Here is a 20,736-nt window from a genome sequence, read left to right on the forward strand (position 1 = left end):
GACTTTCTCAGTAACCGGCCTTGCGGTCCACCAGATTGTCGAGCTTTTCGCCGCGCTCGAAGGCGTCCATCTGGCGAAGCATGATCGGCGCCAGGTGAACGGGGTCCGAGGTTGCCGCCGCATGCGGCGTCACGAACACTTTCGGATGGCCCCACAGCGGGCTGGTTTTCGGCAGCGGCTCGACCTCGAACACGTCGAGGCTTGCCTCCTTCAACGTGCCGTCATCCAGCGCGCGCAAAATGTCTGCGTCCTTCTGCAGCCGGCCGCGTCCGGCATTGATCAGCACCGAGCCGCCGAGGCCGTTGCGCTTGCGCAATTCCTTCAGCACGCCGTGATTGATGATGCCTTGCGTGTCCGGCGTCAGCGGCAACAACACCACCAGTATGTCGGTGGCGTTGAGGAACGGGATCAGCCCGGCCTCTCCTGCATAGGTCGAAACGCCTTTCATAGGCCGGTCGTTGCGTGACCAGCCATTGACGGCAAAACCGAGCGACAAAAGCACCGATGCCGCAGCGCGGCCGAGATTGCCGAGCCCCATAATGCCGACCGAAATATCGCCAGCCGGCCGCTGCGGCGGCTCGTGCCAGGTCTTCTTCGGCTGCTGCGAGCGATAGAGCATGCCCTGGCGGTGATGGTCGAGCACCCGCCAGACGACATACTCGGTCATGTATTGGGTAAGGTTGTCGGCGACCACCTTGACGATCGGCACGTCGGGCAGGCCGGGATCGGCGAAGATGTGGTCGACGCCGGCGCCGATCGAGAAGATGGCGCGCAGATTGGGCAGGGACTTCAGCAGGTTCGGCTTCTGCTTCCACACCACCGCATAGGTGATCGACGGGTCCGAAGCGCCGGCCGGCTCCAGCACCACCTCGCGCTCAGCCGACAGCAGCTCGCGCCAGCGCTGCGGATGAAAGCCGGTGACGGCAAGCAGGATTTTGCCTTTTTCCATTTGTGAATTGTATTCCCTGTTATTCGCTGACGATACCGACCGGCGCCGTCTCGATCCTGAACGCAGCCGAGATCAGCGCCTTGGTATAATCGGTCTGCGGCCGCTCGAAAATCTGCTCGGACGGGCCGGCTTCGACGATCTTGCCATTGCGCATGACGATGACGTCGTTGGCAAGGGCGCGGATGACTTTCAGATCGTGGCTGATGAACAGATAGGCAAGATCGTGCTTGGCCTGCAGGTTGCGCAACAGGTCGACCACTTGTGCCTGCACGCTCATGTCGAGCGCCGAGGTTGGCTCGTCCAGCATGACGAAGCGCGGATTGAGAACCATGGCGCGCGCAATGGCGACGCGCTGGCGCTGGCCGCCGGAGAATTCATGCGGGTAGCGGTTGCGTGTTGCGGGGTCGAGCCCGACCTCCTTCAGCACGGCGACGACCTTGTCGTCGCGCTGGTCGGGCGACAGTTTTGGCTCGTGGATTTTCAGCCCTTCCTCGATGATCTCCGACACGGACATGCGCGGGCTGAGCGAGCCGAACGGATCCTGGAAGACGATCTGCAACTCGCGCCGCAGCGGCCGCATGGCGTTGAACGACAACTGGTTGATATCGCTGCCGTTGAACTGGATGGTTCCCGTCGACGAGATCATTCGGGCCAGCGCCAGGCCGAGCGTCGTCTTGCCGGAGCCGGATTCGCCGACGACGCCAAGCGTCTGGCCGGCGCGCACGGTGACATCGATGCCGTCGACCGCCTTCACATTGTCGACGGTGGTGCGGAAGAAACCCTTCTTGATCGGAAACCAGACCTTGATGTCCTTGCCGGTCATGACAGGCTTGGCGGCGGCGTTTGCGGTCGGCGGCTTGCCTTTCGGCTCGGCCGCCAGGAGGTGCTTGGTATAGGCGTGCTGCGGGTTGGCGAAGATCTCCTTCGTCGGCCCGGTCTCGACGATCTTGCCCTTGGTCATCACGCAGACCCGGTCGGCGATCTTGCGGACGATGCCGAGATCATGGGTAATGAACAGCATCGACATGCCCTTGCGGGCCTTCAGCCCCGCCAGCAATTCGAGAATCTGCGCCTGCACGGTGACGTCGAGCGCCGTCGTCGGCTCGTCGGCGATCAGCAGTTCCGGCTCGTTGGCCAGCGCCATGGCTATCATGACGCGCTGGCGCTGGCCGCCGGACAGCTGATGCGGATAGGCGTCGAGGCGTTTTTCCGGCTCGCGGATGCCGACCTCGTTGAGCAGCGCCAGCGTCCGCGCCTTGGCCTGCCGGTCGCCCATGCCCTGGTGCAGCGCCAGGATCTCGACGATCTGCTGCTCGATCGTGTGCAGCGGATTGAGCGAGGTCATCGGCTCCTGGAAGATCATGGTGATCTTGTTGCCGCGCACGCTGCGCAACTGCTTTTCGTTCATCGCCAGCAGGTCGGCGCCCTGGAACAGGATCCTGCCCGAGGGATGGCTGGCTGTGGGGTAGGGCAGCAGCTTCAGCACCGACAGCGCCGACACCGATTTGCCCGAACCGGATTCGCCAACCAGCGCCACCGTCTCGCCCTTGGCGAGATCGAAGGAAATGTGGTCGACCGCAACCGACTGGTTGCCGCCTTGCGTGAAGGCAACGCTGAGATCGCGGACGGAGAGCAGGGGCTCGCTCATCGGAACGCCTTGCGCGGATCGAACGCGTCGCGCGTCGCCTCGCCGATGAACACGAGCAGCGACAGCATCAGCGAGATGACGACAAAGCCGGATATGCCAAGCCAGGGGGCATTGAGGTTGCTCTGCGCCTGTTTTAGCAGTTCGCCGAGCGAAGCGGTGCCTGGCGGCAGGCCGAAGCCGAGATAGTCGAGCGAGGTCAGCGTTGAGATTGAGGCGCTGACCAGGAAAGGCATGAAGGTCAGCGTCGCCACCATGGCGTTGGGCAGAAGATGGCGCAACATGATGGTGCGGTTGGACACGCCAAGCGCGCGGGCAGCGTTGACGTACTCGAAGTTGCGGGCGCGCAGGAATTCGGCGCGCACCACGCTGACCAGCGACGTCCAGGAGAATAGCAGCATCAGCCCAAGCAAGATGAAGAAGCCCGGCGGCAGGATGGCGGCGACGATGAGCAGCAGATAGAGCAGCGGTATCGCTGACCAGATTTCTATGAAGCGCTGAAACAGAAGGTCGGTCCAGCCGCCGAAATAGCCTTGCAACGCGCCGGCCGCGACGCCGATCACCGACGAGCCCGCGGTCAGGATCAGTCCGAACAGAACGGAAATCCTGAACCCGTAGATGATGCGCGCCAGCACGTCGCGCGCCTGGTCGTCGGTACCCAGCCAGTTCCAGTTGCCGACAATGCAGTCAGGATCGGCAGCGCCCTGCGGATACTGGCTGCATCGCTTCTGCGCGTCGTATTCCCACGACGGTTTTGCCGGAGCGGCGTCGGGGATCGCATTGTTGACGGTACGATAGGAATAGCGGATCGGTGGCCAGATCATCCAGCCATTGGCGTTGATCTCGTCGCGGATGACCGGGTCGCGATAGTCGGTGACGGCGTAGAAGCCGCCGAACTTTTCTTCGGGGTAGGCGACCGCCACCGGGAACAGGATCTCGCCCTTGTAGTAGGCGACGATCGGCCTGTCGTTGGCGATCAGTTCGGCAAACAGCGACAGGACGAACAGAGTGAGGAATATCCACAACGACCAGTAGCCGCGCCTGTTGGCCTTGAAGTTCTGCCAGCGCCGCAGGTTGAGCGGTGACAGCCAGGGTCGCGCGATCCTTGTCGGAGTCGTCTCGGCTGCGGCCTGCGTCATCAGACGTCTCTCCGCTCGAAATCGATGCGCGGATCGACCCATGTGTAGATCAGGTCGGACAGCAGCGTCACGAACAGGCCAAGCAGCGAAAATATATAGAGGTTGGCGAACACCACCGGATAATCGCGCGCCAACACAGACCTGAAGCCGAGCAGCCCGAGACCGTCGAGGGAAAAGATGTTCTCGATCAAAAGCGATCCGGTGAAGAAGGCCGAGATGAAGGCAGCAGGAAAGCCGGCAATGACGATCAGCATGGCGTTGCGGAACACATGTCCGTAGAGCACCCGCCGCTCCGACAGGCCCTTGGCGCGGGCGGTCACCACATACTGTTTACGGATCTCTTCCAGGAAGGAGTTCTTGGTCAGCAGCGTCGTCGTGGCGAAGGCCGACAGCACCAGCGCCGTCAGCGGCAAGGTCATGTGCCAGAAATAATCGACGATCTTGTCCGGCCACGACAATTGGTCCCAATTGTCGGAGACGATGCCGCGCAGCGGGAACCAGTCCCAGAACGAGCCGCCCGCGAAAAGCACCATCAGCAATATGCCGAACAGGAAGGCCGGTATGGCATAGCCGATGATGATCACGCCGCTGGTCCAGACGTCGAAGGCGGAGCCGTCCTTGACCGCCTTGCGGATGCCGAGCGGTATCGAGATCAGATAGGACAAAAGTGTGATCCACAATCCGAGCGAGATCGATACCGGCATTTTTTCCAGGATCAGGTTGAGCACCGAGATGTCACGGAAGTAGCTGTCGCCGAAATCGAAGCGCGCGTAGTTCCACAGCATCATGCCGAAGCGTTCGAGCGGCGGCTTGTCGAAGCCGAACTGCTTTTCCAGCTTCTTGATGAATTCGGGATCGAGCCCTTGCGCGCCGCGGTATTTCGAGCCGACATCGCCGGCCACATCGAAATTGCCGCCACCTCCTGCATCGCCGCCGCCGCTGCCGAGACGGTCGCTGCCGCCCTGGTTGGTCAGGCTGGCGATAACCTGCTCGACCGGTCCGCCCGGTGCGAATTGAGTGACGACGAAAGCGACCGCCATGATGCCGAACAGGGTCGGGATCATCAGCAGGATGCGTCGCAGTATGTAGGCGCCCATCAGGCCGCCAGTCCTGCGCGAACGGTCATGTCAGGCTTTGCCAATTTTTGCCGCCTTGCCCTTGTCGACCCACCAGAGCGCTTCGACCGGAAAGCCGAAATCGGGTTTCCGCTCGGGAAAACCAAACATGTCCCAATAGGCGCTTCGGTGATTCGCCAGGAACCAACTTGGAATCCAATCGCGTCGTGCACGCAAGACCCGGTCGAGCGCGCGCATGGCAATTGTCAGGCTTTCGCGATCCTCGGCAGCGCCAGCGGCGTCGACCAGGGCGTCGATGGCCGGGCTCGATGTTCCCGGCAGATTGCGTGTTCCCGACAGGGTGGCGGCTCGCGAATGAAAAAACAGTTCCAGATCGTCACGGGTTGGCGTGGCGCCGAAAATGAAGGCAGCCGAAATGAGGTCGTAATCGAACGAATTCTGTCGCAGCTGATACTGCGCCGCATCGACCAGCCGGATCGAGGCATCGATGCCGACCGCCTTCATGTTTTCGATCCAGGGAGAGTAGACCTGTTCGAAAACCTGGTCGTCGACCAGGAACTCTGCCGATAGCCGCCCGCCCTTGTCGTTCACGACGAAATCGCCGGAGCGTTTCCAGCCGGCCTCGGTTAAAAGCTTGGCCGCCTTGCCAAGCAATCGGCGGTCACGGCCGGAGCCGTTCGATACGTCTTGGATCACGGCTTCGCCAAAAGCCTCAGCGGGGATCTGATCTCGCAGCGGTTCGAGAAGAGCCACCTCTTGCGGCGACGGCAAGCCTTCGGCACGAAAATCGGATTGCTCGAAGCAGGATTGCGAGCGCTCATAGGAGCCGTAAAAGAAATTGCGCCGTGTCCATTCGAAGTCGAAGCAGAGGCCGATCGCCTGGCGCACGCGCGAATCGCGGAACTGCTCGCGCCGCTGGTTAACGGCAGTGGCCTGCATGGACGGCATGGTTTCAGCCGGGAATTCGTGCTTCACCACCTTGCCGGCAATGAAAGCGGGGAAGTCGTAGCCAGTCGCCCAAATGCGGGAGACGGCTTCCTCCTTGTAGAGGATTTCTCCCTTCTTGAACGCCTCGAAGGAAGCGTTGCGATCCTGATAGAACTCGACGCGGATGCGACCGAAATTGTTCTGGCCGCGATTGACCGGCAGGTCGTTGCCCCAATAGTCAGCCACGCGCTCATATTCGATCCACGCCCCCGCCGACCAGCGGCCGACCTTGTAGGCGCCTGACCCCAGCGGCGGGTTCATCTGCGAGGAATCGAACGGGTTGGCAGTATAGAAAGCCTTTGACAGGATCGGGAACGCGACGACGTTGAGGATGGTGCGGCTTGTCTGCTTGCCGGAGAATTTGAGCTGCAGCGTGTGGGTATCCACGGCGATCGCGTCATCCAGATGCGTCAGTGTCAGCGAAAAGTCCGGATGGCCCTTGTCCTTGAGTAGCTTGAAGGTGAAGGCGGCGTCTTCAGCGGTAAGCGGCGTGCCGTCATGGAAACGGGCTTGCGGGCGCAGCGAGAAGGTGAAACCGTTCCGGTCGTCGGAGATCGTCACCCCGTCGGCGATCAGCCCGTAGACGGCGTCAGGCTCGTCATATGCCCTCACCATCAGCGCGTCGAAGCACATCTCCATGCGCTGCGGCGAATCGCCCTTGGGCACGAAACAATTCAGCGTGTTGAAGGTCAGCGGCGTCTGGTTCCAGCCCCAGGTGCGTGGCAGGAAATTGAAGGTGCCACCTTGCGGCGCATCGACATTGACATAGTCGAAGTGGGTGAAGTCCGGTTTGTACTTGAGGTCACCGAAAGCCGATAGTCCGTGCAGCTTCACGCCGGTCGGGCTGGCGGCGAAAGCCTTGCCCGGAAGCAGCGCAGCAGCGGCCGCGGCGCCACCGAGGGCCAGAAAGTCGCGGCGAGGAAGCACCGCCATCAATTGCTGCCCTTGTACTTGGCGGCCAGCGCCTTTTCCTTGTCCGCATCGATCCACCAGGAATCGATGTCGGCGCCACGGTAGCCGGGCTGCTTTTCCGGGATGCCGAACTTGTTCCAGTAAGCGAGCCATACCACGGCGCGGTAGTATTGCGGCACGACATAGTAATTCCACAGCAACACGCGATCGAGCGCATGCGTGGTGGCGACGAGGTCATCGCGGTCCGTGGCAAAAATGATGCGGTCGACAAGGTCATCGACGACCGGGTTCTTGATGCCGGAATAGTTGCGCGATCCCGGTGTGTCGGCTGCTTTCGAACTCCAGAAATCGCGCTGCTCGTTGCCGGGCGATTCCGACTGCTGAAGCTGCCCTGTGATCACGTCATAATCGAAATTTCTGACGCGGTTCGTGTACTGGCTCGGGTCGACGATGCGCAATGTCGCATCGACGCCGATCTTGCGCAGATTGGCGATCCAGGGGCTGGAGATGACCTGGTCGGTTTCACCCGAGCCGAGGATTTCAAACTTGAATGGCTCGCCGGTCTTGGCGTTGACCATCTTGCCGCCCTTGATCACCCAGCCGGCCTGGGCGAACAGGTCGACCGCCTGCTTCAGATACTTGCGCTCGGCCTGCGGCGAATCGTAGACCGGCAGCTTGAATTCCTGGGTGAACAGTTCGGGCGGCAGCTTGTCGCGGTACTTCTCCAGGATTTCCAGTTCCTTGCCTTGCGGCAGGCCGCTCGAGGCCAGTTCCGTGCCTTGGAAATAGCTGTGGGTCCGGCTGTTGAAACCGAAGAACAGCGTGCGGTTCATCGATTCGAAATCGAAGGGGTAGGTGAGCGCGGCCCTGACCAGACGATCGGCAAACAGCTTATGTCTCTGGTTGAGCATGAAAGCCTGCATCGGCTCGGGCGAGGTGGTCTTGAATTCTTGCTTGATCACGTCGCCGGCCTTGATCGCCGCGAAATCGTAAAACGTCGCCCAGCGCTTCGAGCTGTTTTCCGGCTTGATGTCGTCAAGCCCCCCCTTCTTGAACGCCTCCCAGGAGGCGTTGTCGTCAAGAATGTAGGTGAAATGCTGGGTGTCGAAATTCTCGCGGCCGATTTTCACCGCCAGCTTGGCGCCCCAATAATCGGGCACGCGCTGCCAGACGATCTCCGAGCCGGCTTTGAAACTGGCGATCTTGTAGGCAGCCGAGCCCAGCGGCGGCTCCAGCGTCCCCTTGGTGATGTCGCGCTTCTTGCCGTTGGCGTCGGTGCCTTCCCACCAATGCTTGGGCAGCACGACGAGGTCGCCGAGGATCTTGGGCAATTCGCGATTGCCCTTCTGGTCGAAATGAAATTCGACCTCACGGTCCGAGACCGCGACTGCGTCGGTGACGTTTTCGAAATAGCGGCTGTACATCGGGCTGTTGGCCTTCAGCACCTGGAACGACCAGATCACGTCCTCGGTGGTTATCGGCTGCCCGTCATGCCATTTCGCGCGTGGGTCGAGTCGGTAGGTGGCCGAGGAATAGTCGGTCGGGTATTTGTAGGCATCGGCGATGAGCGGGTGGCTGACGCTGCCTTCGTCAGTCGCCTGATCCATCAGCGTGTCGTAGAGCAGGCCGCCGCCAAATGGCTGCAGGCCGGCCGCCGGCGAGCCCTGCACGATGTAGGGATTGAAGCTGTCAAATGTGCCGGAAACGACCGAATTGTAGGTTCCGCCCTTCGGCGCGTCCGGGTTCACATAATCGTAGCGTTGGAAATTCTCGCCATATTTGGAGGGACCGATCAGCGAGGAGGTGGTGCGCCACTCGTCCGCCAAGGTCGCCTGCAGGCCGCCTGCGAGGGCGGCCACAACCAGAAAGGACCTCAGAAGCGTACGGCCAACCGTCATGCGTTCTCCTCTTTGCGATGCCTGGCGATCCTAGATGATTTGACGCCGGTGAAAACCGCCATGCGCCGGCTTTGTCGCCGCATATGCGATTTTCCTAACGAAAAAGCCGGGCTGAACCCGGCTTTTTTGAGATCATCGAGATGACAATTTGGTTATTTGGCAGGCGCCGGTGCGGGAGCTGCCGGAGCTTCGCCTTCAGCTGGCTTCGCGGGAGCGGCACCGTCGGCGGGCTTGGCCGGCGCGGTCGCGTCGGCGGCGGCACCTGGGGCCGGCAGCGGCTTCGGGCTGTCCGACAGCGTGCGCAGATAGGCGATGACGTTGGCGCGGTCCTCGTCCTTCGGCAGGCCGGCAAAACCCATCGCCGTACCCTTCACGAACTTCTTCGGCGAGGTGATGAAGTGGTTGAGGTTGTCATAGGTCCACTTCTCGGCGCCGCCCTTGGAAAAGTCCTTCATGCCGGCCGAATAGCCAAAGCCTTCATGCTCGGCGACAGGGCGGTCGACGATGTCCCAGAGGTCCGGGCCGACCTTGTTCGGGCCGCCCTTTTCGCCGGAATGGCAGGCCTGGCATTTCTTGAACACGGCAGCGCCCTGCTCGACATTGGCGCTGGCCAGAAGATCGGCGATCGGCTTGGCCTCTACGGCAGGTCCGGCGCCACCACCTTCGGCCGGCTCGGTCGCCTCGATGGCGTAGCCGGGCTTTTCCGGCGCCGGCGAAGCAAACAGCGCGTCAGACACCAGGCCGACCGAGAAAACGACGAAACAAGTTCCGAGCAATCCGGCGAGCAGCTTGTTGACTTCGTTGGAATCCATGCGCCCCTTGCTCCCTTTTCCGGCGGACCGATCGTCCACTCCGTCCGTCGGTATCGTGACCAGCCCCGTCGAGCCGGTCAAATCGGGCGGAAACTAGGTCTTTTGCTCCAGCGTTGCAACACCTATAAGGGCGCTTCCAGTGAGACCTTTTGCCACTTTTCCCATTGTCTTTTCAAACGCCAGCAACCCCAATGTCCACGCTCATCCTGATCCCGGCCCGCATGGCCTCGACGCGCCTGCCGGGCAAGCCGCTGGCCGATATAGAAGGCGCGCCGATGATCGTGCATGTCGCCCGCCGCGCCGCCGAGGCCGGGCTTGGCCGGGTGGTGGTCGCAACCGACACGCAAAGCGTGGCCGAGGCGGTGCGCGCGCACGGTTTCGAGGCGGTGATGACACGGGTCGACCATGAATCCGGCTCCGACCGCATTTTCGAGGCGCTGACCGCGCTCGATCCCGGCCGCAAGGTCGAAACCATCGTCAATGTGCAGGGCGACCTGCCGACCATCGATCCCGAAATCATTGGGGCGGCGCTGGGGCCTTTCGAGGACCCTGCGGTCGACATCGCCACGCTCGGCGTCGAGATTGTCCGCGACGAGGAAAAGACCAATCCCAACGTCGTCAAGATCGTCGGTTCGCCACTGTCGGCGACGCGGCTCAAGGCGCTCTATTTCACCCGCGCCACCGCGCCCTGGGGCGAGGGGCCGCTCTATCACCATGTTGGCCTCTACGCTTATCGCCGCGCAGCGCTCGAGCGCTTCGTCGCGCTGAAACCGTCGCCCCTGGAACGGCGCGAGCGGCTGGAGCAGCTGCGGGCGCTGGAGGCCGGCATGCGCATCGATGCCGAGATCGTGCAATCGCTGCCGCTCGGCGTCGACACGCCGGAAGACCTCGAACGCGCCAGACAAATTCTTTCCTGAGACCACCTTTCAACCTGAGATATCGGCATGCCTGAAAAGACCAACAGAATATCCTTCCAGGGCGAGCCGGGCGCCAATTCCGACACCGCCAGCCGCAACATGTTCCCTGACATGGTTCCGTTGCCATGCCCGACCTTCGAGGATGCCTTCAACGCGGTCGAGACCAACAAGGCCGACCTTGCCATGATCCCGATCGAAAACACCATCGCCGGCCGCGTCGCCGACATCCACCATCTGTTGCCGGAATCGAAACTGCACATCGTCGGCGAGTTTTTCCTGCCGATCCATTTCCAGCTGATGGTGCTGCCGGGCGTCAAGCGCGAAGAGATCAAGACCGTCCACAGCCACATCCATGCGCTGGGGCAGTGCCGCAAATACATCCGCAAGAACGGCTGGAAGCCGGTGGTCGCGGGCGACACGGCGGGTTCGGCCAAGCTGGTTTCCGAGGTCAAGGACCGCACCATGGCCTCGCTCGCGCCCGCACTTGCCGCGGAGCTCTATGGCCTCGACATCATCGAGAAGAATGTCGAGGACACCGACTCGAACGTCACCCGTTTTGTCGTGCTGACCAAGAACAAGCAGTGGGCCGAGCGGCCCTCGGCCGACACCAAAATGATGACGACCTTCATCTTCCGCGTCCGCAACGTGCCGGCCGCGCTCTACAAGGCGATGGGCGGCTTCGCCACCAACGGCATCAACATGACCAAGCTGGAGAGCTACCAGCTGGGCGCTTTCACGGCGACGCTGTTTTATGCCGACATCGAGGGCCATCCCGACGATCCGCTGGTCAAGCTGGCGCTCGACGAACTGCGCTTCTTCTCGCGTGAAGTGCGCATCCTGGGTGTCTATCCCGCGAGCGAGTCGCGCGAGCAGTGGAAGGTCGCGGACTAGACCAAAAGTGCCAGCGGCACGTAGTCGATTTCCATGAAGGTCGCGACTTCCGGCACCCAGCGGTCGCGCACGAAGGCGACGTGGTCGGGATGCTCATTGTATCTGGTGTAGGCCGCCTGATCCGCGAACTCCATCGAGAAGCCGAAGTGATAGTCGTTCTTGGGACTGACCTGCCGCAGCGGCTCGAAATGGGTAACGCCCTTGATCGCGCTGAGAATGCGCTTGGCGTCGGAGAGGAACCGTTTTTCCTCCAGCGAGTACTGCGGGTGCTTCAGGCTGAAAACCACGGTGTGACGGATCATTTCTTGCTCCCGTTATCCCTACTATTCGCTGTCGACCCAGGCGCGGATCAAATGATGCGCGATGGCGCCTTTCGGCGGCGTCACCAGATTGTCCTTATGCGTCCTCTCCAGCATAGAACGGACCTCGTCGCGGAAAAACCAGCGGCAGTCCTCCAGCTCGTTCAGGTCGGCCTGGATGTCCTCATTGAGCGGTTCGCCGAAACAGCCGATCATCAGTGAATAGGGGAACGGCCAGGGCTGGCTGGCGTGGTAGACGACGCGGCCGAGCCTGATGCCGGCTTCCTCCAGCGTCTCCCGGCGCACCGCCGCCTCGATCGTCTCGCCCGGCTCGATGAAGCCGGCAAGCGCCGAATACATTCCCGGCCCGAAATGCCGACCACGGCCGAGCAGGCATTTCTCCCGTGTCGCCGTCAGCATGATCGCCACCGGATCGGTGCGCGGAAAATGCTCGGTGCCGCAGTTGGGGCAGTGTCGCTTGTAGCCGCCGGCACGCATTTCGGATTCATGGCCGCATTTGCTGCAGAAGCGATGGCTGGCATGCCAGGCAAGCAGCGCCGCCCCTTGCGCCAGTGCGCCCGCCGCCGCTTCATCGATCAACCCCTGCATGTAGACCGAGCGATAGTCGATGGCCTTGATGGTCTCCGGCAGCTGTTCAGGATCGAGGCCGACCGGCACGGCAAGCACCGGATTGCTCTCGGCAAAGCCGAGCAGCACGCCTTGCGCGAAGGACGGCTGCAACAACTCGCTGCCGGCGACATCGAACCAAGGGTCGAAGTTGCCGTCGCTGAGTTTCAGATAAAGCCGGCCACCATGCATCGGCAAAAGCCGTGCCGTCGGGTCGGCCAGCGCCTTTTCGACGGAATCATCGGCGCGGGTCTCGGATTGCCGGTCGATCGTGTTGCCGGCAAAACCGACAAACTGGCTCGGCTCGCGCAAGGGCGCGTCAAACAGGCGAAAGGTCATGGAGGCTCGAAGGTTCAGGGATGGACACGAGCGCAGTTTATAGCGCCGCCTTTATCTGTTGCGCAAACCGGCGGATTTCGGAGCGTTGATAGGGTTCGCGCATGCCGTGCCCCCATACCGGACCCGGCCAACCCGGATCGCCTTCCGACCGCGCGATGACATGGACATGCAGTTGCCGCACGATGTTGCCGAGCGCGCCGGTGTTGATCTTGGTGCAGCCAGTGGTTCTTTTCAGCGCCTGCGCCACCATATTGGTCTCGAAGGTCAGCATCGCCTGGTCGAGCGGCGTCATGTCGTGGATTTCCTCGATGCCGGGCCGCTGCGGTACCAGGACCAGCCATGGCCAGCGGCGGTCGTTCATCACTCTGAGTTCGCACAGGCCGAGCCACATCAACTGCTCGCTGTCCGCCTCCAGCCTGGAGTCGAGCGTGAATCCGGCCTTGAGGCCCGGCAGCATTGGCGTTTCCCTTGCGTTTCTCGCATTATTTCCCAAACTCATGAACGCTAGAGCGGCTGCACGGGGGCTGCAAGCAATTCATTGAGGGGCGGAGCTCAAGGGCGTCCGATTCTCATGCACCCTTGCATTTCATCGCGCAATTGCCGATATGGAACGCGGGAGGTTGGTGGTGGACGATCCACTCGCCAACCGGGTCAGGTCCGGAAGGAAGCAGCCCTAACGAGCCCGGAACGGGTCATTGTTCCAGCCTCCCACCTCATCGGCCCCTCTCGCGACATTGACGACGCATTGCAGCGCGGGCGAGACTATTAGCAGGAATCGGCCACCTCGGACGCGGCCTTTTTGGAGCTTTACGGGCGAATGAGCGAAGCCGGAAATTCGGGCCCAGAAAACCTGGATAAGCAAAAGGCCGCCGCCTATCGTGTGCTGGCGCGCAAATACCGTCCGTCGAATTTCTCCGAACTGATCGGCCAGGAGCCGATGGTCCGCACCCTGACCAACGCTTTCTCCACCGGCCGCATCGCCCAAGCCTGGATGCTGACCGGCGTGCGCGGCGTCGGCAAGACGACGACGGCGCGCATCCTGGCGCGGGCGCTCAACTACAAGACATCAACCATCGACCAGCCATCGGTCGACCTCGCCGTCCTGGGCGAGCATTGCCAGGCGATCATGGAAGGCCGCCATGTCGACGTCATCGAGATGGACGCGGCATCGCATACCGGCATCGACGACATCAGGGATATCATCGAGCGCGTGCGCTACGCCCCGGTGTCGGCGCGCTACAAGGTCTACATCATTGACGAAGTGCACATGCTCTCCACCCAGGCCTTCAACGGTCTGCTGAAGACGCTGGAAGAGCCGCCGCCACACGTCAAATTCATCTTCGCCACCACCGAAATCCGCAAGGTGCCGATCACCGTCCTATCGCGCTGCCAGCGCTTCGATTTGAGGCGCATCGACGCCGGCGCGCTGGTCGCGCATCTGTCGTCCATTGCCGGCAAGGAAGGCATATCGGTCGACGACGACGCGCTGGCGATGATCGCGCGCGCCGCCGAAGGCTCGGCCCGCAATTCGCTGTCCATCCTCGACCAGGCGATCGCCCATGGCGGCGGCGCCGTCAGTGCCGAGGCGGTGCGCGCCATGTTGGGGCTGGCCGACCGCGCCCGCATCGTCGACCTGTTCGAACATGTGATGAAGGGCGATGTCGCCGCTGCGCTCGCCGAATTCCGCAACCAGTACGACACCGGCGCCGACCCAGCCGCGGTGCTCACCGATCTGGCCGAATTCAACCATCTCGTCACCCGGCTGCGCTTCGTGCCGACGGCCGCCGACGATGCCTCCCTGTCTGAGGACGAGCGCCGGCGCGGCGCCGACTTCGCCAGCACGCTGTCGGTCAAGGTGTTGTCGCGGACCTGGCAGATGCTGTTGAAAGGCATCCCAGAGGTGCAGTCTTCCAACCGCCCAGTCAGCGCTGGCGAAATGGTGCTGATCCGGGTGGCGCATGCCGCCGACCTGCCAACCCTGGACGAGGCCCTGAAATCGCTGGAGAGCGGCGCTTCCGTCTCGAGTGGCACACCGCGTCCGAACGGTGCGCCGACGAGCCCAGGCAATGGCGGCGGCGCAAGTGCCGTGGCGCAGACGCGGATGCCGTCGCCCGGCACCGGCGCGCAGACGATGCGCCTGGTCGAGCCCGAACCGCTGCCGGCCAGCTTCGTTGCGCCCCCGGAGCCGGTCGTTGAGACGCCGCCGGTGCCGGTGAAGTCGTTGGCCGACATCGTCGCCCTTGCCGACCAGCAGCGCGACATGGCCTTCAAGGTGCAGGTCAAGCGCTGCGTGCGACTGGTGCGCATCGAACCCGGCCGCATCGACGTCAGCCTGACCGACGATGCGCCGAAAATGCTGCTCAACGAGTTGACTGCCAAGCTGCGCGCCTGGACCGGCCGCAACTGGCTGGTGTCGCTGTCGAAGGAAGAAGGCGGTCAGACGCTGGCCGAGATGGAATCGACCAAGCGCGAGACCGCTTTCTCCGATGCGAAAAGCGATCCGGCGGTCGCCGCCATCCTGGCGCGCTTTCCCGGCGCCAAGATCATCGACGTGCGCATTCCAGACGCGCCGGACCTCGACACCGACAAGGCCGAAGTGCCGGTCGAGCCACCGGGCGACGACGATGAAACCTGACCACAGCATAAATCCGCAAAGGACCCGACCATGAAAGATCTTCTCGGCCTGATGGGCAAGGCGAAGGAAATGCAGGCCAAGTTCCAGGCCATGCAGGACGAGATCGCCACGCTTGAAGCGAGCGGGCAGGCCGGCGGCGGCCTGGTCAGCGTCACGCTGACCGGCAAGTTCGAAATGAAGTCGCTGAAGATCGATCCGTCGCTGTTCAAGGAGGACGATGTCGAGATCCTCGAAGACCTGCTTCTGTCCGCCCACAATAACGCCAAAAATAAGGTCGAGCAGATCATGCAGGAGAAGACCAAGGCGCTGACGGCAGGCTTGCCGATCCCGCCCGGAATGAAATTGCCGTTCTGAGCCGGCTTCACCAGTTAATTGATTATGAACGGAAATCGGCTGCGGGGGCTATTGTTAAGACTTTCCCCGGCTTTGCTCACGCGGACATATCCGAGCATTTATAAAGTTTTACCTATGCTGCACGAATGCTAATCCTTTAGCCATCTTTTTGCCTTTAAGAGTCTCATTCTTGCCACATCCTGGGACGGGCGGCATCTGGAAAATGAGGCACTTTTGTTGATCGCGATGCGATGGAAGACGCCGCTGTTGCTCGGCATCATCTTCTCCCCTTTGTTCCTGGCGGGTTGCAGCCAGACCACGTCTTCTCACGGCATGTCGGTCGCCAGCCTGACCGACGCCATAACCCCCAGCTTCCTCTCAACGCGCGCCTACCGCAACACGCCGAAGGAGAAGGAATGCCTTGAGCGGGCAATGTTCTTCGAGTCCAACCGGTCGAGTCGCGACGGCATGATCGCCGTCGGCACGGTGGTGATGAACCGGCTGCGCTCCGGCAATCATGGCAGCACCATTTGCCAGGTGGTGGGCGAACCGGGCCAGTTCGCGCCCGGCGTGATGACGCGGCCGATGAATTCCAAGGCGATGCCCGATGTCGAGGAAGCCGCCGAGGCGGTGCTCAAGGGCGAGCGCAAGGCCAAGCTGAAGAACACGATGTACTTCCACACAGCCGGCCTGAAGTTCCCCTACAAGAACATGCACTACACCATGGTTGCCGGCGGCAACGCCTTCTACGAGAAGCGCGGCCGCAACTGGCAGCCGCTGCCGGATGAACCGACGACCATGGTTGCTTCAGTGACGCCGCGCCCGCCCGTGGCTGAAGCGCCGGTGCAGGTGGCTTACGCCGAGCCGGTGGTGAAAACGATCGTCCGTCCGGACCCCGCCAAGCAGGCTGCGGCAGTTCGCGCGGCCAAGGCTAGCCAGGCCCCGGTCGAGCAGACCTATGTGACCGCTGCTGTGGCGCCCGCCAAGGGCGCCCGCGTCGCCACCAAGCAGACGGAAGTGGCGATGCAGGAGCCGATGGCCGAGCCCGATGCCTCGCGGTTCGGTGGCACGCTGAACGCCCGCTACATCACCTCGGTACCTTCGGCGACGCAGGAAGCGTCGATGGGCTTCCAGTCGACGCCCGAGAACACCGACGCCATCGGCGCGATGATTGCCGACCAGACCCGGCCGCTCTCGGCCTACTGACGCCTGAAGCCTTTTCAGAGCCCGCCATGGCAGCATGGTGGGCTCCATGCGTTTGGTGCATGTTTCAAAGCGCGCCGAAAAATCCTAGATCAGTGCGATGTCCAAGCGAATCGCCGGTCCCGAGATCGAACGCCTGATCCAGCTCCTGGCCAAGGTGCCCGGCCTCGGGCCGCGTTCAGCCAGGCGCGCGGCACTGCACCTTATCAAGAAGAAGGAGCAGCTTTTGTCGCCGCTCGCCGCAGCCATGGCCGAGGCGGCCGACAAGGTGCGCATCTGCACGACCTGCGGCAATGTCGACACAGCAGATCCCTGCATGATCTGCACCGATCCGCGCCGCGATGCCTCAACGCTGATCGTCGTCGAGGACGTGTCGGATCTCTGGGCGCTGGAGCGGGCAGCGGCGATGAACGTGCGCTACCACGTGCTCGGCGGCACGCTGTCGCCGCTCGACGGCATCGGCCCCGAACAACTCAACATCCGCTCGCTGGTCGACCGTGTTGCCGGCGGCGAGGTGAAGGAGGTGATCCTCGCCGTCAACGCCACGGTCGAGGGCCAGACGACGGCGCACTATCTGACCGACCAGCTCTCGGGTTTCGAGGTCAAGGTGACCAGGCTCGCGCATGGCGTGCCGGTTGGCGGCGAGCTGGATTATCTCGATGAGGGTACACTGGCCGCCGCGTTGCGATCGCGGACGGCGTTTTGACGCAATTGGCGGGAAAAGTGGCCTCTGAGATGACAGCATTCCCGCCCACCCCCCTCTGTCCTGCCGGACATCTCCCCCGCAAGGGGGGAGATCAGATGTCATCGCAGCTTTCGCCAATCACCCACGCTGCAAGAAGACCGTCGCCAATGAAGCTGCCAATCTCCCCCCTTGCGGGGGAGATGTCCGGCAGGACAGAGGGGGGTGTGAAGGAACGCAAACCCTTTAGATTGGCTCTGCTTTCGTTTCTCACAGCCCTTGCCGCTCTCCTCCTCATCTCTCCCGCCTCAGCCGCAAAAATCGACGACCAGTTCCGCGTCTGGCTGCAGACCGATCTCTGGCCCGAAGCCCAGACCAAAGGCATTTCCAAAGCCACTTTCGACGCCGCCTTCGACGGCGTAAAGCCGAATCTCAAACTGCCCGACCTCGTCCTGCCTGGCGAAAAGCCGAAGACCCCGCAGAAACAGCATCAGGCCGAGTTCGGCTCGCCCGGCGCCTATTTCGCCGAAAAGACGGTGCGCGCCGTCACCGCTGGCGGCCGTACGCGCGAGGCGACCAACGCCAGGACGCTGGCCGCCATCGAGAAGCGCTACGGCGTGCCGGGTGAAGTGCTGTTGGCGATTTGGGGCCGCGAGACCGGATTCGGCGCCGCGAAAATGCCTTACGACGCGTTCGAGGTGCTGGGCACCAAGGCGTTCATGTCGACCAAAAAAGACTTCTTCCGCACTGAAGTGCTGGCCGCACTCGAAATCGTCGAGCGCGGTCTGGCGCCGGTCGGCGCCATGAAATCGTCATGGGCCGGCGCGCTCGGCCAGCCGCAATTCATGCCGACCTCGTTCCTGAAGCATGCCGTCGATTTCGACGGTGACGGGCGCCCCGACATCTGGAATTCGACGCCTGATGTGCTGGCCTCGATCGCCAACTATCTCGTCCACTACGGCTGGGTGAAAGGCCGCGGCTGGGGTTTCGAGGTGACGGTGCCGGAGAGCGTCTCCTGCTCGCTCGAAGGCCCGGACCAGGGCAAGAAAATCTCAGCCTGGGCGGCGATGGGCATCAGCCGTGTCGGCGGCAAAGCCTTTCCAGCCAGCGAATTGAAGGCCGAAGGCTTTCTCTTGATGCCCGCCGGGCGCAGCGGCCCGGCCTTCATTGCCACGCCGAATTTCTACGTCCTGAAAGAGTACAACACCAGCGACCTCTACGCCCTGTTTATCGGCCATGGCGCCGACCGCATCGCCGATGGTGACTCAAATTTCGTCGGCAGCTGGGGTCCGGTCGGCGGTCTGCATCGTTCCGACATCGTCGCCTTGCAGCGGGCGCTAGAGGCCAAGGGCTATGATGTCGGCAGTGCCGACGGCCTGCCCGGCTTCAAGACCCGCCGCTCGATCGGCAGTTGGCAGGAAAAGAACGGCCGCGCCCCCACCTGCTTCACCGACGCTGAATTGGTCGCCGCGATCAAGTAGCACAGAGAAGACCAGATTCTGCCCTGTCGGAGGCTGCAATTGGCCGGCCATGCTTCGACAACCGTCGCGCATTCCGCTCCAATATGCCGGCTCATAAAATGCCCGTTGCCGGTTGGAGGGCTGCCGGATAGGGTGTTGACCAACTGGACAAAAACCAACACGGTAAGGGGTGAACGGCCGTCCTACGACCGCGAAAAAGAACGCTGCAGCCCTGAGCCGGGAACTCGGGGTCAACAATCAACAAAACAGGGAACAATCATCATGATGCTCGAAAAATTTGCTCTGCGCTCTCGTGCCTTGCTCGCGGGCGCGGCGTTGTCGGCCTTGCTCGTAGCGCCGGCCTTTGCCGTGACGCCCGCCGACACGCTGGTCGAAGGTTTCGCCATCGACGACATCATCTCCATGGATCCGGGCGAAGCGTTCGAACTGTCGACCGCCGAGGTTACCGGCAACACCTATGACCTGCTGGTCCGCCTCGATCTCAGCGACACCTCCAAGGTCAAGGGCGATCTCGCCGAAAGCTGGACCGTCTCCGACGATGGCCTGGTCTATACGTTCAAGCTGAAGCCCGGCCTGGAATTCGCCTCCGGCAACCCGATCACCGCGGCCGACGTCGCCTATTCGTTCGAGCGCGCCGTCAAGCTGGACAAGAGCCCGGCATTCATCATCGGCCAGTTCGGCATCAGTGGCGACAACGTCACCGACAAGGCCAAGGCTGTCGACGAAACCACCTTTCAGTTCACCGTCGACAAGGCCTATGCGCCGAGCTTCGTCTTGAACTGCCTGTCGGCAACAGTTGCTTCGGTGGTCGACGCCAAGCTGGTCAAGGAACATGTCGCTGCGGCCACACCGAGCGCCGACTACAAATGGGACAATGACTTCGGCAATGCCTGGTTGAAGACCGGCTATGCCGGCTCCGGCGTCTTCAAGCTGCGCGAATGGCGCGCCAACGAGGCGGTTGTTCTGGAGCGCAACGACAATTATTATGGCGAAAAGGCCAAGCTTGCCCGCGTCATCTATCGCAACATGAAGGAAAGCTCGGCCCAGCGTCTGGCGCTCGAAGCCGGCGACATCGACGTCGCCCGCAACCTCGAGCCGAATGATCTCGACGCCATCGGCAAGAACGCCGACATCACCACGACCAGCGCGCCAAAGGGCACGGTCTATTACATCAGCCTCAACCAGAAGAACCCGAACCTCGCCAAGCCCGAGGTACGCCAGGCGTTTAAATATCTGGTCGACTACGATGCGCTGAGCACGACCATCCTCAAGGGCATCGGCGAAATCCACCAGTCCTTCCTGCCCAAGGGTGACCTCGGCGCCGTCGACGACAATCCCTTCAAGCTCGACGTCGCCAAGGCCAAGGAACTGCTGGCCAAGGCCGGCCTGCCGGACGGTTTCAGCGTCACCATGGACGTACGCACGGGACAGCCGACCACAGGTATGGCGGAATCGATCCAGCAGACGCTGGGCCAGGCCGGCATCAAGCTGGAGATCATCCCCGGCGACGGCAAGCAGACGCTGACCAAGTACCGCGCCCGCAACCATGACATCTATATCGGCAATTGGGGCCAGGATTACTTCGATCCGAACTCCAATGCCCAGACCTTTGCGTCGAACCCCGACAATTCGGATGCCGGCAAGTCGCACACGCTCGCCTGGCGCAACTCCTGGGATATTCCGGAACTCACCAAGGAAACGGAAGCGGCTCTGCTCGAGAAGGATGCCGGCAAGCGCGCTGACATGTACAAGGATCTGCAGCAGAAGATCCTCGACACCAGCCCGTTCGTGATCATTCACCAGCAGCTCGAAGTGGCTGGCCTGCGCAAGAACCTCAAGGGCTTCGCGCTCGGCCCGAGCTTCGATAGCAACTTCGTCGGTCCGGTCTCCAAGGAATAGCGCCGGCGGACG

The 20,736-nt window shown here is 62.3% G+C and carries 18 protein-coding genes and 1 other RNA gene; 9 read left to right on the forward strand and 10 right to left on the reverse strand.

Features of this window, described 5'->3' with window-relative positions; genetic code table 11:
- Positions 1-7: 7 nt before the first annotated feature.
- The 7 genes from ACYHH6_RS07970 to ACYHH6_RS08000 all read right to left on the reverse strand — a co-directional run bounded on the left by ACYHH6_RS07970 (position 8) and on the right by ACYHH6_RS08000 (position 9,418).
- On the reverse strand, positions 8-949 hold the full coding sequence (locus tag ACYHH6_RS07970) for a 2-hydroxyacid dehydrogenase (RefSeq protein ID WP_352587057.1): 942 nt from the start codon (positions 947-949) through the stop codon (positions 8-10).
- A 19-nt stretch (positions 950-968) separates the two neighbouring features.
- The gene (locus ACYHH6_RS07975) at positions 969-2,597 is read right to left on the reverse strand and encodes an ABC transporter ATP-binding protein (protein WP_352587060.1); all 1,629 of its coding nucleotides are present in this window, start codon (positions 2,595-2,597) and stop codon (positions 969-971) included.
- Positions 2,594-3,733, reverse strand: a complete 1,140-nt coding sequence (locus ACYHH6_RS07980) for an ABC transporter permease (RefSeq protein WP_352587063.1) — start codon at positions 3,731-3,733, stop codon at positions 2,594-2,596. The genes ACYHH6_RS07975 and ACYHH6_RS07980 overlap by 4 nt, the downstream gene beginning before the upstream one ends.
- Positions 3,733-4,830 (reverse strand): microcin C ABC transporter permease YejB, encoded by a 1,098-nt coding sequence (locus ACYHH6_RS07985; RefSeq protein WP_352587065.1) that lies wholly within the window; start codon positions 4,828-4,830, stop codon positions 3,733-3,735. The genes ACYHH6_RS07980 and ACYHH6_RS07985 overlap by 1 nt, the downstream gene beginning before the upstream one ends.
- A 30-nt stretch (positions 4,831-4,860) precedes the next feature.
- Complete coding sequence (locus tag ACYHH6_RS07990) at positions 4,861-6,729, reverse strand: extracellular solute-binding protein (protein ID WP_352587068.1); 1,869 nt, start codon at positions 6,727-6,729, stop codon at positions 4,861-4,863.
- On the reverse strand, positions 6,729-8,606 hold the full coding sequence (locus tag ACYHH6_RS07995) for an extracellular solute-binding protein (protein ID WP_352587071.1): 1,878 nt from the start codon (positions 8,604-8,606) through the stop codon (positions 6,729-6,731). Before ACYHH6_RS07995 ends, ACYHH6_RS07990 begins: the two co-directional genes overlap by 1 nt.
- Positions 8,607-8,758: 152 nt before the next feature.
- Complete coding sequence (locus tag ACYHH6_RS08000; protein ID WP_352587074.1) at positions 8,759-9,418, reverse strand: c-type cytochrome; 660 nt, start codon at positions 9,416-9,418, stop codon at positions 8,759-8,761.
- A gap of 191 nt (positions 9,419-9,609) precedes the next feature.
- Here ACYHH6_RS08000 and ACYHH6_RS08005 point away from each other — a divergent pair, with 191 nt between their 5' ends.
- Entirely contained in the window at positions 9,610-10,335 is a 726-nt protein-coding gene (locus ACYHH6_RS08005) for a 3-deoxy-manno-octulosonate cytidylyltransferase (RefSeq protein WP_352587077.1), read from the forward strand.
- A gap of 27 nt (positions 10,336-10,362) precedes the next feature.
- A complete protein-coding gene (locus ACYHH6_RS08010) occupies positions 10,363-11,226 on the forward strand; it encodes a prephenate dehydratase (protein ID WP_352587080.1) in 864 nt (287 codons plus the stop codon).
- Here the strand turns inward: ACYHH6_RS08010 and ACYHH6_RS08015 are convergent.
- Genes ACYHH6_RS08015 through ACYHH6_RS08025 form a run of 3 tightly spaced genes read right to left on the reverse strand, consistent with a single transcriptional unit; the run spans position 11,223 to position 12,948 of the window.
- Positions 11,223-11,528 carry a Dabb family protein gene (locus ACYHH6_RS08015; protein ID WP_352587083.1) on the reverse strand — a complete coding sequence of 102 codons (306 nt, stop codon included), beginning with the start codon at positions 11,526-11,528 and terminating at the stop codon, positions 11,223-11,225. The genes ACYHH6_RS08010 and ACYHH6_RS08015 overlap by 4 nt on opposite strands.
- A 21-nt stretch (positions 11,529-11,549) precedes the next feature.
- Entirely contained in the window at positions 11,550-12,491 is a 942-nt protein-coding gene (gene nudC / locus ACYHH6_RS08020) for an NAD(+) diphosphatase (protein ID WP_192249859.1), read from the reverse strand.
- A 37-nt stretch (positions 12,492-12,528) separates the two neighbouring features.
- Entirely contained in the window at positions 12,529-12,948 is a 420-nt protein-coding gene (locus tag ACYHH6_RS08025) for an HIT domain-containing protein (protein ID WP_112560693.1), read from the reverse strand.
- A 158-nt stretch (positions 12,949-13,106) separates the two neighbouring features.
- On the opposite strand from ACYHH6_RS08025, the gene ffs reads away from it, so the two are divergent.
- The 7 genes from ffs to ACYHH6_RS08060 all read left to right on the forward strand — a co-directional run bounded on the left by ffs (position 13,107) and on the right by ACYHH6_RS08060 (position 20,724).
- An RNA gene (ffs, locus tag ACYHH6_RS08030) (signal recognition particle sRNA small type) lies at positions 13,107-13,203 on the forward strand.
- A gap of 105 nt (positions 13,204-13,308) precedes the next feature.
- Positions 13,309-15,126: a DNA polymerase III subunit gamma/tau gene (locus tag ACYHH6_RS08035; protein ID WP_488500419.1), complete on the forward strand. Its 1,818-nt coding sequence runs from the start codon at positions 13,309-13,311 to the stop codon at positions 15,124-15,126.
- A gap of 30 nt (positions 15,127-15,156) precedes the next feature.
- Entirely contained in the window at positions 15,157-15,480 is a 324-nt protein-coding gene (locus ACYHH6_RS08040) for a YbaB/EbfC family nucleoid-associated protein (RefSeq protein ID WP_352587091.1), read from the forward strand.
- Between the two features lie 216 nt (positions 15,481-15,696).
- Positions 15,697-16,665: a cell wall hydrolase gene (locus tag ACYHH6_RS08045; protein ID WP_352587094.1), complete on the forward strand. Its 969-nt coding sequence runs from the start codon at positions 15,697-15,699 to the stop codon at positions 16,663-16,665.
- A gap of 97 nt (positions 16,666-16,762) precedes the next feature.
- Positions 16,763-17,368, forward strand: a complete 606-nt coding sequence (recR, locus tag ACYHH6_RS08050) for a recombination mediator RecR (RefSeq protein ID WP_192249870.1) — start codon at positions 16,763-16,765, stop codon at positions 17,366-17,368.
- 179 nt (positions 17,369-17,547) lie between these two features.
- Entirely contained in the window at positions 17,548-18,825 is a 1,278-nt protein-coding gene (locus ACYHH6_RS08055; protein ID WP_352587397.1) for a lytic murein transglycosylase, read from the forward strand.
- 261 nt (positions 18,826-19,086) lie between these two features.
- A complete protein-coding gene (locus ACYHH6_RS08060; protein WP_352587097.1) occupies positions 19,087-20,724 on the forward strand; it encodes an ABC transporter substrate-binding protein in 1,638 nt (545 codons plus the stop codon).
- The last annotated feature ends 12 nt before the right edge of the window (positions 20,725-20,736 follow it).

It is taken from the genome of Mesorhizobium sp. P171375, assembly GCF_057786075.1.

What these genes read in the sequence shown, in the direction of transcription:
- ACYHH6_RS08060 (WP_352587097.1), top strand. Translation starts at nt 19,087, where the DNA reads ATGATGCTCGAAAAATTTGCTCTGCGCTCTCGTGCCTTGCTCGCGGGC.
- ACYHH6_RS08010 (WP_352587080.1), top strand. Translation starts at nt 10,363, where the DNA reads ATGCCTGAAAAGACCAACAGAATATCCTTCCAGGGCGAGCCGGGCGCC.
- ACYHH6_RS08005 (WP_352587077.1), top strand. Translation starts at nt 9,610, where the DNA reads ATGTCCACGCTCATCCTGATCCCGGCCCGCATGGCCTCGACGCGCCTG.
- ACYHH6_RS08025 (WP_112560693.1), bottom strand. Translation starts at nt 12,948, where the DNA reads ATGCTGCCGGGCCTCAAGGCCGGATTCACGCTCGACTCCAGGCTGGAG.
- ACYHH6_RS08015 (WP_352587083.1), bottom strand. Translation starts at nt 11,528, where the DNA reads ATGATCCGTCACACCGTGGTTTTCAGCCTGAAGCACCCGCAGTACTCG.
- nudC (WP_192249859.1), bottom strand. Translation starts at nt 12,491, where the DNA reads ATGACCTTTCGCCTGTTTGACGCGCCCTTGCGCGAGCCGAGCCAGTTT.
- ACYHH6_RS08040 (WP_352587091.1), top strand. Translation starts at nt 15,157, where the DNA reads ATGAAAGATCTTCTCGGCCTGATGGGCAAGGCGAAGGAAATGCAGGCC.
- ACYHH6_RS08035 (WP_488500419.1), top strand. Translation starts at nt 13,309, where the DNA reads ATGAGCGAAGCCGGAAATTCGGGCCCAGAAAACCTGGATAAGCAAAAG.
- ACYHH6_RS08055 (WP_352587397.1), top strand. Translation starts at nt 17,548, where the DNA reads ATGTCCGGCAGGACAGAGGGGGGTGTGAAGGAACGCAAACCCTTTAGA.
- ACYHH6_RS07985 (WP_352587065.1), bottom strand. Translation starts at nt 4,830, where the DNA reads ATGGGCGCCTACATACTGCGACGCATCCTGCTGATGATCCCGACCCTG.
- ACYHH6_RS07970 (WP_352587057.1), bottom strand. Translation starts at nt 949, where the DNA reads ATGGAAAAAGGCAAAATCCTGCTTGCCGTCACCGGCTTTCATCCGCAG.
- ACYHH6_RS08000 (WP_352587074.1), bottom strand. Translation starts at nt 9,418, where the DNA reads ATGGATTCCAACGAAGTCAACAAGCTGCTCGCCGGATTGCTCGGAACT.
- ACYHH6_RS07975 (WP_352587060.1), bottom strand. Translation starts at nt 2,597, where the DNA reads ATGAGCGAGCCCCTGCTCTCCGTCCGCGATCTCAGCGTTGCCTTCACG.
- ACYHH6_RS07980 (WP_352587063.1), bottom strand. Translation starts at nt 3,733, where the DNA reads ATGACGCAGGCCGCAGCCGAGACGACTCCGACAAGGATCGCGCGACCC.
- recR (WP_192249870.1), top strand. Translation starts at nt 16,763, where the DNA reads ATGTCCAAGCGAATCGCCGGTCCCGAGATCGAACGCCTGATCCAGCTC.
- ACYHH6_RS07990 (WP_352587068.1), bottom strand. Translation starts at nt 6,729, where the DNA reads ATGGCGGTGCTTCCTCGCCGCGACTTTCTGGCCCTCGGTGGCGCCGCG.
- ACYHH6_RS07995 (WP_352587071.1), bottom strand. Translation starts at nt 8,606, where the DNA reads ATGACGGTTGGCCGTACGCTTCTGAGGTCCTTTCTGGTTGTGGCCGCC.